Source organism: Nocardia sp. NPDC059154 (assembly GCF_042755705.1).
In the GTDB taxonomy this organism is placed as follows: Bacteria; Actinomycetota; Actinomycetes; order Mycobacteriales; family Mycobacteriaceae; genus Nocardia.
In genome coordinates, this window is sequence record NZ_JBHZCS010000068.1 from 41,201 (window position 1) to 52,040 (window position 10,840).

The following is a 10,840-nucleotide window of genomic DNA, read 5'->3' on the forward strand; positions in this document are numbered from 1 at the left end:
CATGGTCACCGACGCGTCGATGAACTCCCAGCGGTATCGCCGGAGCTGGGTATCACTACCAACGATTCTCCTTTTCCAGAGGTGAATGATGGCCAGGAAGTTCGCAGGACATGTCGCCCTAGATATCCGTGACTCGGTCGCCGACTGGGAGCCGTACGCAGAGCCGACCGCGAAGCAGGGTGCGCCCAACGTGCTGTATCTCGTGTGGGACGACATCGGAATCGCGACCTGGGACTGCTACGGCGGTCTGGTCGACATGCCGAATATGAAGCGGATCGCCGATCGGGGCGTGCAGTTCACGCAGTTCCACACCACCGCACTGTGTTCGCCCACGCGTGCCTCGCTGCTGACCGGGCGAAATGCGTCATCGGTCGGCATGGCGACGATCGAAGAATTCAGCGATGGATTCCCGAGCCTCTCGGGTCGCATACCCGCCGACACCGCGTTGTGTTCGGAGGTGCTCGCCGAGCGCGGGTGGAACACCTACGCCGTCGGCAAATGGCACATGACGCCGCTCGAGGAGGAGAATCTCGCGGCGTCCAAGCGGCATTGGCCGCTGGGGCGCGGGTTCGAGCGGTTCTACGGCTTCCTGGGCGGCGAGGCCGACCAGTGGTATCCGAACCTGGTGTACGACAATCACCCGATCTCGCAGCCGTATCCGCCGGAGGACGGGTATCACCTGTCGAAGGATCTGGCCGACAAGTCGATCGAATTCATTCGCGACGCAAAGGTGATCGCCCCCGACAAACCGTGGTTCATGTACCTGTGCCCGGGATGCGGGCATGCGCCGCACCACGTCGCGCACGAGTGGGCCGACAAATACCGCGGCCGGTTCGACATGGGCTACGAGAAGTATCGCGAGATAGTGCTGGAGAACCAGAAACGCATGGGCCTGGTGCCGGAGAACACCGAGCTGTCGCCCATGAACCCGTACATGAACGTCACCAGTGCCGACGGCAAGCCGTGGCCGGCGCAGGACACGGTCCGAGCATGGGATTCGCTGTCCGACAACGAGAAACGGCTGTTCGCCCGGCAGGCGGAGGTGTTCGCCGGATTCCTGTCGTACACGGACGCGCAGATCGGCCGGTTGCTGGACTATCTCGAGGAGAGCGGTCAGCTCGACAACACCATCATCGTGGCCTTCTCGGACAACGGTGCCAGCGGCGAGGGCGGTCCGAACGGTTCGGTCAACGAGATGAAGTTCTTCAACGGCTACATCGACACGATCGAGGACAGTCTGGCCAAGCTCGACGAGCTGGGTTTGCCGACCACCTACAACCACTACAGCATCGGGTGGGCGATGGCCTTCAACACCCCGTACAAGCTGTACAAGCGGTATGCCTCGCACGAAGGCGGCATCGCCGATCCATGCGTGATGTCGTGGCCGGCCGGCATCCCGGCCCGCGGTGAGATCCGCCACCAGTACCTCAACGTCTGCGACATCACTCCCACCGTCTACGAACTGCTCGGCATCACACCCCCGGACACGGTGAAGAACGTGGAGCAGCGCCCCCTGGAAGGGGTCAGCTTCCGGGCCCTGTTCGAAGACGCCGACGCCGATGTCGGCAAGCACACCCAGTTCTATTCGATGCTGGGCACGCGCGGCATCTGGCATCGCGGGTGGTTCGCCGACACCATTCACGCGGCCTGCCCGTCCGGCTGGGGACATTTCGACAAGGACCGCTGGGAACTGTTCCATCTCGAACAGGACCGCAGCCAGATGCACGACCTGGCCGAGGTTCATCCCGAGAAGCTGGAGGAATTGAAGGCACTGTGGTTCTCGGAGGCCGAGAAATACAACGGGATGCCGCTCAACGATCTCGACATCATCTCCGCGATGGTGCGCTATCGCCCGACCTACGCCAAGGGCCTGGACCGGGCCGTCTACTACCCGGACAGCGCGGAGGTCGGACCGGGCGCGGCGCTCGAGATTCTGGGACGTTCGTTCGCGCTGCTCGCCGAGACGACGATCACCAGCCCGGACGCGGAGGGGGTGCTGTTCGCCCACGGTGGGCGGCTCGGCGGGCACGCCTTGTTCGTCCAGGACGGTCGCCTGTGCTACATCTACAACTTCCTCGGCGAGGAGGAACAGGCCATCGTCTCCGACCGCCGGGTACCGCTCGGCGATCACATCCTCGGGGTGCGGTACGAACGGCACGGCACCCGGCCCGACCACTTCACGCCCACGGGTGAGGCCGTCCTCTACATCGATGAGAACCCCGTGGGTTCACTCGACGACATGCGGATCCAGCCGACCGTGTTCTCCGGTGTCGGGGAGGGCGTCCGGGTCGGCCGGGACACCGGTCAGTCCGTTTCGGCGCGATACCGGTCACCGTTCCCGTTCACTGGAGGGACCATGCACCAGGTCATCGAGGACGTGAGCGGAAAACCGTACCAGGATCTGGAAATGGTGGCGGCCGCAGCCTTTTCGCGCGATTGAGGAGAGCTCCCATGGCCACCGCGATCCGCGCAGAGGTCCACCGCGGCATGGTCCGGATAGCCGGTGGCGATTTCAGCATGGGTTCGGAGGATTTCTTCCCCGAGGAGCGGCCGGTGCATCGGGTGCGAGTCGATTCGTTCTGGATCGACCCGCACCCGGTGACCAACGCCGCCTTCCGGCGATTCGTGAAGCAAACCGGATACATCACTGTCGCCGAACGCATTCCGGCGGCCGAGGACTACCCGGATGCGGAGCCGGCGGACCTGACACCGGGCGCGCTGGTGTTCCGGCCCACCTCGGGTCCGGTGTCATTGGACAACTGGCGCCGCTGGTGGCGGTACGTTCCGGGAGCCGGCTGGCGCCATCCACACGGGCCCGGCAGTACGCTCGACGGGCTCGACCGTCACCCGGTCACCCAGGTCGCCTACGAGGACGCCGCGGCCTACGCGGCCTGGGCCGGCAAACAGCTACCCACGGAGGCGGAATGGGAGTACGCGGCCCGTGGCGGACTCGAATCGGCGACCTACGCCTGGGGTGACGAATTCGAACCCACCGGCCGGCGCCTGGCCAATGTCTGGGTCGGCGCCTTCCCCTGGAAGTTCCATCCCGGCCGAGGACAGACGTCCACGCCCGGCACCACGGCGATCGGCACCTATTCGCCCAACGGTTACGGTCTGTACGACGTGACCGGCAACGTGTGGGAGTGGACAGTCGACTTCTTTCGCCCCGGGCACTCGGCGTCGTCCTGTTGCGCTCCACGCAACCCACGGGTGGACACACCCGAAGTCGAAGCGGCGCAACGCTTTCCACGCCGGGTGGTCAAGGGTGGCTCGTATCTGTGCGCGGCCGACTACTGCCTGCGCTACCGCCCGGCCGCCCGGCAGGGGCAGACCGAGGACACCGCCACCTGCCATCTCGGATTCCGCTGTGTCGTGCGCGACGAAGGTCCGTGACAAGTGATGCGGCAGAAGCGAATCCGCTGATCAGTTCTCGATATCGCCGTCGAGGTAGACCCATGCCCCGTGGTCGCGGCGGAAGCGGCTGTTCTCGTGCAGCTGTCCCGCCCGGCCGTGGGCCCGGTAGTGGGCACGGAACTCCACCGTGCCCTCGGTGTGGAACGGTCCCCCGCCGGTCGTGCCGAGGATCTCGAGCCGGTCCCAGCGCAGTCCCGGGTCGAAATCCACATCGGCGGGCCGGGTTTCGGGGGCCCAGCTGCGCAGCAGATACGCCTCGTCCCGCACCGCGAAGGCACTGAAGCGCGACCGCATGAGCTGTTCGGCGGTGCTCGCAGTCACCTCGCCGCGGTGCAGGCGCCCGCAGCAGTCGGCGTACGCGGCGGGCAGCCCGCACGGGCAGCCCTCGGGCACGGGACGGGGGGTGCGGCGCTTCGACATGGGCCTAAGCTTACGGATTGGCCGCATACGACGAGTGGTGCGATCATTCCTGTCGGTGGCTTGTGTCACACTCGCCGGTGATGAGCCGCCACACCACCTTCCGCTACTGCCTCGACCCCACGGTCGAGCAGCAGCGGGAGCTCGACCGCCACGCCGGCGCGGCACGGTTCGCGTTCAACAAGTCCCTCGACTTCGTGAAAACCGCGCTCACCCAACGCGCAACCGATCCTGATCACCAGGTGCCGTGGACCGGGTTCAGTCTGATCAACGCGTTCAACACCTGGAAGAAGACCGAAGCCGCGGGCCGGGTGATCTGCGTCGACCCGAATGGGGTCGCCGCAATCGCAGTGACCGGTCTGGTGTGGCGCGGCGAAGTGTGCCAGCAGGTGTTCGAAGAAGCCGCCGTGGATTGCGGTCGCGCCCTGACCGCGTTTGCCGACTCCCGCACCGGCAAACGCAAAGGCAAGGAGGTCGGATTCCCTCGATTCAAGAGGAAGACTTCGACCACCCCGTCGTTTCGGCTGCGCAACAGGATCTCCAAGTCCGGTCGCGCGGGGATCCGGGTCGGCGACAACGGAATTCCGCGATCGGTGACCCTGCCCGGTATCGGAACAATCCGGGTGCGGGAGGACACTCGTCGCCTGCGGCGCATGCTCGCGAACGGGCGCGCCAGTGTCCTCTACACCACTGTGACGTTCCGGGCGGGTCGCTGGCAGCTCAGCGTGACCATCGAGGCCGCCGACTACCACCCGGCTGTCCGCCACCGGCCGCGTGCGGCCGACGATGACACTGGCTGGGTGGGGGTCGACCGCGGGTTGTCGAATTTCCTGGTCGCCGCCACAGCGGACGGCACCGAAGTCGCCCGCATCGACAACCCGCCCAAACCGCTGGCGGCCGGGCTGCTCCAGCAGCGACGGCTGGCGAAATCGTTGTCCCGCAAGCAGAAAGGATCGCGAAACCGCAAGGACGCTGCCGCACGGCTGGCGCAGCATCACCACCATGTCGCCAATGTTCGCCGCAACTTCCTGCATCAGGTCGCCAACACGCTGGTCAAAACCCACGACCGGCTCGTCATCGAGGACCTGAATGTGGCGGGCATGCTGGCCAACCACCATCTGGCGCAAGCGATCGGCGACGCCGGATGGGCCGACTTCGGCCGAATCGTGCGCTACAAACAACAGTGGCGCATCGGCACCGTCGTCACCGCCGACCGCTGGTACGCATCGAGCAAACGCTGCTCGGCCTGCGCCAGGATGAACACGCAGCTGACCTTGTCGGATCGGGTGTTCACCTGCGAGTGCGGGTTTCGCGCCGAGCGCGACCACAACGCCGCGGTCAACCTCGCGGTATGGCCGACGATCCAGCACGAAGACTCTCCCCGACCCCCGGACCCCCAAGCAGGAGGCCGGGTAATCAACGCCCGCCGACGGGAAGGCGCTGACCGACACCCTACGGGTGCCGGTGAAACCGGCCCGGACGACGCGGGAACCGACGTACACACCACGCAAGTGGCGTGAACCGACGACGCCCGAGAAGGGCGGTGCCTGATAACCGATCAGGGTTTTTCAGACGCGCTGTAAGGGTAGAAGCTGCGTCCGGTGGGTCCACCGGACACCGACCAGACCTCGACGATCCGCCCGTTCTCGAATCGCAGGATGTCGGTACCGCTGATGTCGCGCACGACGGTGCCGTCCGGATCGACGACCCGGGCCCCGTAGGGCTGGGCGATCAGTCCGGTTCGGCCGTCGGTCATGTCGACGACGGGCACGCCCTGCGGGTCATACTCCAGACCCGGCCGCTCGGCGCGGAACGCATCGACGACGGCGGCGAGGGCCGCGGGGTCGTGGACGTCGTCGAAGACGGTCGCGCCGGGCTGGGCGTAGCGGAGGGTGAATTCGGGCGCCATGATCTCACCGGCGATGGCGAGGTCGCCGCTCCAGAGGGCGGCCCAGCGGTTGTACAGGTCGATGGCGTAGTCGCGCATCCCAACTCCAATAGTCTCATTGATACGGTATGACGGGAAGGAATGTATAGTCTCAGCGATACCGTGTCAACCCGAGAGGAGTTGCCGAATGACCGACCTCGGCCCGCAGGACCACATCGTGCTGGGCCTCATCGCCCGGCACGGCCCGCTGACGCCCTACGACCTGAAGGTCCGCCTGGAGGAGAGCGTCGACAAGTTCTGGCCCATCCCGCACGCCCAGCTCTATCGCGTCCCGCCGCGCTTGGCCGAGCAGGGCCTGCTACACGAGGAGGCCGAGGAGAGCGGACGCCGCCGCCGCGTCTTCCATCTCACCGACGCCGGCCGCGCCGAACTCACCCGCTGGCTGGGCGACCCGACCGCGCCGCCGCCGGAGACCCGCGATCCCGCGCAGCTGAAACTGTTCTTCGCCGATCTCGGCGAGCCCGGTGACGTGGTGGCGCTGGCCCGCAATCAGGCCGCCGAGCATCGCGGCTGGCTGGAGTTGTATCGGACGCTCTACAACGAGATCGATCCGGACGACAGCGAGCGCGCGACCTCACGCGCCCGCGTGCTGCGGCTGGGCATCATGCACGAGCAGGCGTACGTGGACTACTGGGAGGAGTTGGCCGCGAACCCGGACGAAACGCCCGGTTCGCGAGAGTGATCGCCCGCAGGGCAGGTGACAGTGATTGCTCCGCAGGGCATTACGACGCGTGCACGACCGGGATCACCGGACTGGCCGACACGGTGGTGGAGACCCCGGCCCGCTGGTTCCGGCCGGGGTCGGCGGTGGCCGGATGCTCACCTCGATAGATGACGACGGCGAGCACACCCACCGTCCCGACGAGCGCGACGACCGGCGCGGCCACGAACACGGCCGAGCGCAACCGCTCGAGCACGCCGGGTCGATGGCCGGGTTCCGGCGGGGCCACGAAGGCGGGCGGCGGAAAGGTCGAGCCGTACGGGTCCGTCATGCGTACGACCGTATTGACGACATCCACAGGATGACAAGCAAACGTGCAGCAAATTTTCCGGGACGAGGTGGACCGGGCAGCGTATGCCCAGTTCACCCTCCGTTCAGTGACGTGAAGCTCAGTCGTCCTCGCCGAGCACGACCGCGTAAGCGAAACCGTCCCAGCCCTTTCCGCCGACGGTCTGCAGTACGGTCCCGTCCAATCGTGGCTCGGCGGCGATCAATTCGAGGACCTCCCGGCTGGCCCGCACCGCCGCATCCGCCGACGCGGCGTCGGCGATGCCGCCATTGCGCACCACATTGTCGACGATGATCACCGACCCGGGCCGGGTCAGCCGCAGGGCCCACCGCACATAGTTGGCGTTGTTGACCTTGTCGGCATCGATGAAGACCAGATCGAACGGTTCCGGCTGCTCCTCGGCCAGCACCGGCAGCGAGTCCAGCGCCGCGCCGACCCGGATGTCGACCCGCTCCCCCACCCCCGCGCGATCCAGATTGTGGCGCGCCACCTCGGCGTGCTTCGGCTCGTACTCGAGGGTCACCACCCGGCCGGCCTTCCCGACGGCCCGCGCCAGCCAGGTGGTGCTGTATCCACCCAGCGTGCCGACCTCGAGTACGCGCCGCGCCCGCACGGATTTCGCGATCAGATACAGGAACTTGCCCTGCGGCGGCGAGACGTCGATGGCGGGCAGTCCCGCCGCCGCGTTCGCGCGCAAGGTTTCCGAATCCGCGTCTCCCACCAGGGTTTCGACGAGATAGCGATCAACTTCGGCCCACTCGGCAGTCGTCATATCCGAAGTCTGCCACCGCCTCCGGCGCACTCCCAGCATTGCGCTCACGCCGAGAGATTTCCCACTCGGGAGCCGGGCTCGGTGCCGGGCGCGCGCTCGCCGCGCCCGGCGCCGGCTCCGTTCAGAACAGGAAGTACCGCTGTGCCATGGGCAGTTCGGTGGCGGGCTGTTCGGCCCACACCTCCCCGTCGATCCGGACGGTGAAGGTGTCCGGCTCCACCTCGATGCGGGGCATGGCGTCGTTGTTGGGGAGGTCGGCCTTGGTGCGGCTGCGAACATTGGCCACCGGCACCAGTTTCCGGTTCACCCGCAGCCGGTTCGCGAGGCCGTTCTCGATAGCCTGCTCGGACACGAAGTGCAGCGAGGTTCCCGCCGCCACGCTCGGCGCGGCCCCGAACATCGGGCGCGGCAGTACCGGCTGCGGAGTGGGAATGGACGCGTTGGCGTCGCCCATGGCGGCCCAGGCGATCGTGCCGCCCTTGATGACCGCGTGCGGGCGGACCCCGAAGAAGGCGGGCTCCCACAGCACCAGGTCGGCCAGTTTGCCCACTTCGATGGAGCCGATCTCGGCGTCGAGGCCGTGCGTAACCGCCGGGCAGATGGTGTATTTCGCGACGTAGCGCCGCACCCGGTTGTTGTCGGCCGCGCCGTCGCCGGGCAGCGCGCCGCGACGGCGCTTCATGACGTGCGCGGTCTGCCAGGTGCGCATGACCACCTCGCCGATGCGGCCCATGGCCTGCGCGTCACTGCCGATCATGGAGATCGCGCCCAGATCGTGCAGCAGGTCCTCGGCCGCGATGGTGGAGGGCCGGATCCGGCTCTCCGCGAAGGCCAGATCCTCCGGAATGGACGGGCTCAGGTGATGGCACACCATGAGCATGTCCAGATGCTCGTCGAGGGTGTTGATGGTGTGCGGCCGCGTCGGGTTGGTGGAGCTGGGCAGCACATTGAGATGCGAAGCGACGGTGATGATGTCGGGTGCGTGCCCGCCGCCCGCACCCTCGGTGTGATACGAGTGGATGGCCCGGCCCCGGATGGCGGCGAGGGTGTCCTCCACGAATCCGGCCTCGTTCAAGGTGTCCGAGTGCAGCGCCACCTGCACGCCGGAGGCGTCGGCCACGGTGAGGCAGTGGTCGATGGCGGCCGGGGTGGTGCCCCAGTCCTCGTGCAGTTTGAAACCGCCCGCGCCACCGCGCAATTGCTCCCACAGCGCGTCATCGCGCACGGTATTGCCCTTGCCCAGCAGCAGGATGTTCACCGGCCAGGAGTCGGTGGACTCCAGCATGCGGGCCAGATGCCAGGCGCCCGGGGTAACGGTGGTGGCCTTGGAGCCCTCGGCGGGTCCGGTGCCACCGCCGACGAGGGTGGTGATGCCGCCGGCCATGGCCTCGTCGAGGATCTGCGGGCAGATGAAGTGCACGTGACAGTCGATGGCGCCCGCGGTGACGATGCGGCCGTTGCCGGCGATGATCTCCGTCGAGGGCCCGACCACCAGGTCCGGGTGCACCCCGCTCATGGTGTCGGGGTTGCCCGCCTTGCCGATGGCGACGATGCGGCCGTCACGGATACCGATGTCGGCCTTGATGATTCCCCAGTAGTCGACGATCACCACGCCGGTGATGACGGTGTCCGGGGTGCCCTCGGCGCGGGTGGCGCGGGCCTGGCCCATGGATTCGCGCAGCACCTTGCCGCCACCGAAGACGGCCTCGTCACCGGCGAGACCCGGTCCGCCGCTGCGGTCCTCGGTGATCTCGATGAGCAGATCGGTGTCCGCCAGGCGGATTCGGTCGCCGACGGTGGGCCCGAACAGTTCGGCGTAACGGGCGCGGGACAGTTCGGCCATCAGGCATCCAGCTTTCCGGGCGGGGTGAGGCTGATTCCGTGCACCTCGCGGGCGCCGCCCAGCGGGACCAGCGAAACCCGCTGCCCCAGACCGGGTTCGAAGCGCACCGCGGTGCCGGCGGGAATGTCGAGGCGGTGACCGTGGGCGGCCGCGCGGTCGAATTCCAGGGCGGTATTGGCCTGTGGGAAGTGCACGTGCGAGCCGACCTGAACCGGCCGGTCACCGGTATTGACCACATCCAGTTCGATGCGTTCCGCGCCCGCGTTGAGCTCGATCGCGCCTTCGGCACAGAGGTATTCGCCAGGAATCATGGCCGTCATCCGATCGGGTGGTGGACGGTGACGAGCTTGGTCCCGTCCGGGAACGTGGCCTCGACCTGGACGTCGTGGATCATCTCCGGGATGCCGTCCATGACGTCGTCGCGGGTGAGCACGGTGCGGCCCGAGGCCATCAGCTCGGCGACGGTGCGGCCGTCGCGCGCCCCCTCGAGCACGTGATCGGTGATGATCGCGATCGCTTCCGGGTGGTTCAGTTTGAGTCCACGGGCCTGTCGCCGCCGGGCCAGCTCGGCCGCGTAACTCAGCAGCAGGCGCTCCTGCTCGTGCGGCGACAGTCGCATTCGGACTCCTCGTCGAATCGCGGGGACGGATCGTCGGTCATTCTGGCACGACCTGCGTTACCAGCATGTTTCGGTGATATACGATCCGCGGACGACGAGTTCCGACGCGGCGATTCCGGTTCCGCGCCTTCAGTTCTGGGGGTTGAGGTTCTGCAGCCGGACCTGACCGCGCGCCACCGTCCGATCCTGTTCGTCGGTGATCACCACCTGCCACAGCTGCTGCGAACGCCCGCGGTGGACCGGGCTCGCGACACCGGTCAGCTTGCCCTCCCGCACCGCGCGCAGGAAGTCGGTGTTGTTGTTGACGCCCACCACGGTCCCGCGATCGCCGAGCCAGGCGCCGGCGGCCACGCTGGCGAGGGTCTCGATGACCGTGCAGTACACACCGCCGTTGACGATGCCCGCCGGCTGATACTGCTGCGGCGTCACCACCCACTCCGCGGCCACCCCGTCACCGCTCAGCGCGGTGAACTTCAGTCCCAGCAGGTCGGTGAAAGTGCCCTCGCTGAGCTTGTTCATCAGCTCCGGGGTGATATCGGCCAGGGACTTGATCGAGGAGAAGTCGTCGCTCATGGCTCCACGTTCGCACGCGGGATCTTGGTCCGGACCGCCGGGTCGACACGCTTGCATAGTTAGGTAAGCCTGACCTATACTGACTTCGGCGTCAGGATCGAGCGAGGCCCCGAGGGCTGCGGTGGCCCCGATCCCCTGCCGGTGGTGGGGGGTTTCGCTCTGCTGGGCACCCCACCCCCCTCCTCCCCCTCCCCCCCCCCCCCCCCGCCCAGCCCCCCCCCCCCTCCGCCTTCTCCCCCCCCCC

At 67.4% G+C, this 10,840-nt stretch carries 12 protein-coding genes; 4 read left to right on the forward strand and 8 right to left on the reverse strand.

Going from position 1 to position 10,840, the window contains the following annotated elements; genetic code table 11:
- The first annotated feature begins 88 nt into the window (after positions 1-88).
- The gene (locus tag ACFXN1_RS40355) at positions 89-2,440 is read left to right on the forward strand and encodes an arylsulfatase (RefSeq protein WP_379442568.1); all 2,352 of its coding nucleotides are present in this window, start codon (positions 89-91) and stop codon (positions 2,438-2,440) included.
- Positions 2,441-2,451: 11 nt separating this feature from the next.
- Positions 2,452-3,393 carry a formylglycine-generating enzyme family protein gene (locus ACFXN1_RS40360; protein ID WP_379442567.1) on the forward strand — a complete coding sequence of 314 codons (942 nt, stop codon included), beginning with the start codon at positions 2,452-2,454 and terminating at the stop codon, positions 3,391-3,393.
- A gap of 30 nt (positions 3,394-3,423) precedes the next feature.
- Here ACFXN1_RS40360 and ACFXN1_RS40365 read toward each other — a convergent pair whose 3' ends face one another.
- Positions 3,424-3,834: a YchJ family protein gene (locus tag ACFXN1_RS40365; protein WP_379442565.1), complete on the reverse strand. Its 411-nt coding sequence runs from the start codon at positions 3,832-3,834 to the stop codon at positions 3,424-3,426.
- 80 nt (positions 3,835-3,914) lie between these two features.
- Here ACFXN1_RS40365 and ACFXN1_RS40370 point away from each other — a divergent pair, with 80 nt between their 5' ends.
- The gene (locus tag ACFXN1_RS40370) at positions 3,915-5,351 is read left to right on the forward strand and encodes an RNA-guided endonuclease TnpB family protein (RefSeq protein ID WP_379442564.1); all 1,437 of its coding nucleotides are present in this window, start codon (positions 3,915-3,917) and stop codon (positions 5,349-5,351) included.
- A 38-nt stretch (positions 5,352-5,389) separates the two neighbouring features.
- Here ACFXN1_RS40370 and ACFXN1_RS40375 read toward each other — a convergent pair whose 3' ends face one another.
- A complete protein-coding gene (locus ACFXN1_RS40375) occupies positions 5,390-5,818 on the reverse strand; it encodes a nuclear transport factor 2 family protein (protein ID WP_379442563.1) in 429 nt (142 codons plus the stop codon).
- Positions 5,819-5,906: 88 nt separating this feature from the next.
- Here ACFXN1_RS40375 and ACFXN1_RS40380 point away from each other — a divergent pair, with 88 nt between their 5' ends.
- Positions 5,907-6,461 (forward strand): PadR family transcriptional regulator, encoded by a 555-nt coding sequence (locus ACFXN1_RS40380; RefSeq protein WP_379442561.1) that lies wholly within the window; start codon positions 5,907-5,909, stop codon positions 6,459-6,461.
- A gap of 40 nt (positions 6,462-6,501) precedes the next feature.
- Here the strand turns inward: ACFXN1_RS40380 and ACFXN1_RS40385 are convergent, their stop codons facing one another.
- The 6 genes from ACFXN1_RS40385 to ACFXN1_RS40410 all read right to left on the reverse strand — a co-directional run bounded on the left by ACFXN1_RS40385 (position 6,502) and on the right by ACFXN1_RS40410 (position 10,596).
- Positions 6,502-6,771, reverse strand: coding sequence for a hypothetical protein (locus tag ACFXN1_RS40385; protein WP_379442560.1), 270 nt, complete (start codon positions 6,769-6,771; stop codon positions 6,502-6,504).
- A 118-nt stretch (positions 6,772-6,889) separates the two neighbouring features.
- Positions 6,890-7,561 (reverse strand): O-methyltransferase, encoded by a 672-nt coding sequence (locus tag ACFXN1_RS40390; RefSeq protein ID WP_379442559.1) that lies wholly within the window; start codon positions 7,559-7,561, stop codon positions 6,890-6,892.
- Between the two features lie 121 nt (positions 7,562-7,682).
- Positions 7,683-9,404 (reverse strand): urease subunit alpha, encoded by a 1,722-nt coding sequence (locus tag ACFXN1_RS40395; protein ID WP_379442557.1) that lies wholly within the window; start codon positions 9,402-9,404, stop codon positions 7,683-7,685.
- On the reverse strand, positions 9,404-9,715 hold the full coding sequence (locus tag ACFXN1_RS40400; RefSeq protein ID WP_379442556.1) for an urease subunit beta: 312 nt from the start codon (positions 9,713-9,715) through the stop codon (positions 9,404-9,406). Before ACFXN1_RS40400 ends, ACFXN1_RS40395 begins: the two co-directional genes overlap by 1 nt.
- Before the next feature lie 5 nt (positions 9,716-9,720).
- Entirely contained in the window at positions 9,721-10,023 is a 303-nt protein-coding gene (locus ACFXN1_RS40405; RefSeq protein WP_326310528.1) for an urease subunit gamma, read from the reverse strand.
- A gap of 129 nt (positions 10,024-10,152) precedes the next feature.
- Positions 10,153-10,596 (reverse strand): PaaI family thioesterase, encoded by a 444-nt coding sequence (locus ACFXN1_RS40410; RefSeq protein ID WP_379400236.1) that lies wholly within the window; start codon positions 10,594-10,596, stop codon positions 10,153-10,155.
- Positions 10,597-10,840 lie beyond the last annotated feature (244 nt).

What these genes read in the sequence shown, in the direction of transcription:
- ACFXN1_RS40410 (WP_379400236.1), bottom strand. Translation starts at nt 10,596, where the DNA reads ATGAGCGACGACTTCTCCTCGATCAAGTCCCTGGCCGATATCACCCCG.
- ACFXN1_RS40360 (WP_379442567.1), top strand. Translation starts at nt 2,452, where the DNA reads ATGGCCACCGCGATCCGCGCAGAGGTCCACCGCGGCATGGTCCGGATA.
- ACFXN1_RS40390 (WP_379442559.1), bottom strand. Translation starts at nt 7,561, where the DNA reads ATGACGACTGCCGAGTGGGCCGAAGTTGATCGCTATCTCGTCGAAACC.
- ACFXN1_RS40380 (WP_379442561.1), top strand. Translation starts at nt 5,907, where the DNA reads ATGACCGACCTCGGCCCGCAGGACCACATCGTGCTGGGCCTCATCGCC.
- ACFXN1_RS40405 (WP_326310528.1), bottom strand. Translation starts at nt 10,023, where the DNA reads ATGCGACTGTCGCCGCACGAGCAGGAGCGCCTGCTGCTGAGTTACGCG.
- ACFXN1_RS40400 (WP_379442556.1), bottom strand. Translation starts at nt 9,715, where the DNA reads ATGATTCCTGGCGAATACCTCTGTGCCGAAGGCGCGATCGAGCTCAAC.
- ACFXN1_RS40370 (WP_379442564.1), top strand. Translation starts at nt 3,915, where the DNA reads ATGAGCCGCCACACCACCTTCCGCTACTGCCTCGACCCCACGGTCGAG.
- ACFXN1_RS40365 (WP_379442565.1), bottom strand. Translation starts at nt 3,834, where the DNA reads ATGTCGAAGCGCCGCACCCCCCGTCCCGTGCCCGAGGGCTGCCCGTGC.
- ACFXN1_RS40395 (WP_379442557.1), bottom strand. Translation starts at nt 9,404, where the DNA reads ATGGCCGAACTGTCCCGCGCCCGTTACGCCGAACTGTTCGGGCCCACC.
- ACFXN1_RS40375 (WP_379442563.1), bottom strand. Translation starts at nt 5,818, where the DNA reads ATGCGCGACTACGCCATCGACCTGTACAACCGCTGGGCCGCCCTCTGG.
- ACFXN1_RS40355 (WP_379442568.1), top strand. Translation starts at nt 89, where the DNA reads ATGGCCAGGAAGTTCGCAGGACATGTCGCCCTAGATATCCGTGACTCG.
- ACFXN1_RS40385 (WP_379442560.1), bottom strand. Translation starts at nt 6,771, where the DNA reads ATGACGGACCCGTACGGCTCGACCTTTCCGCCGCCCGCCTTCGTGGCC.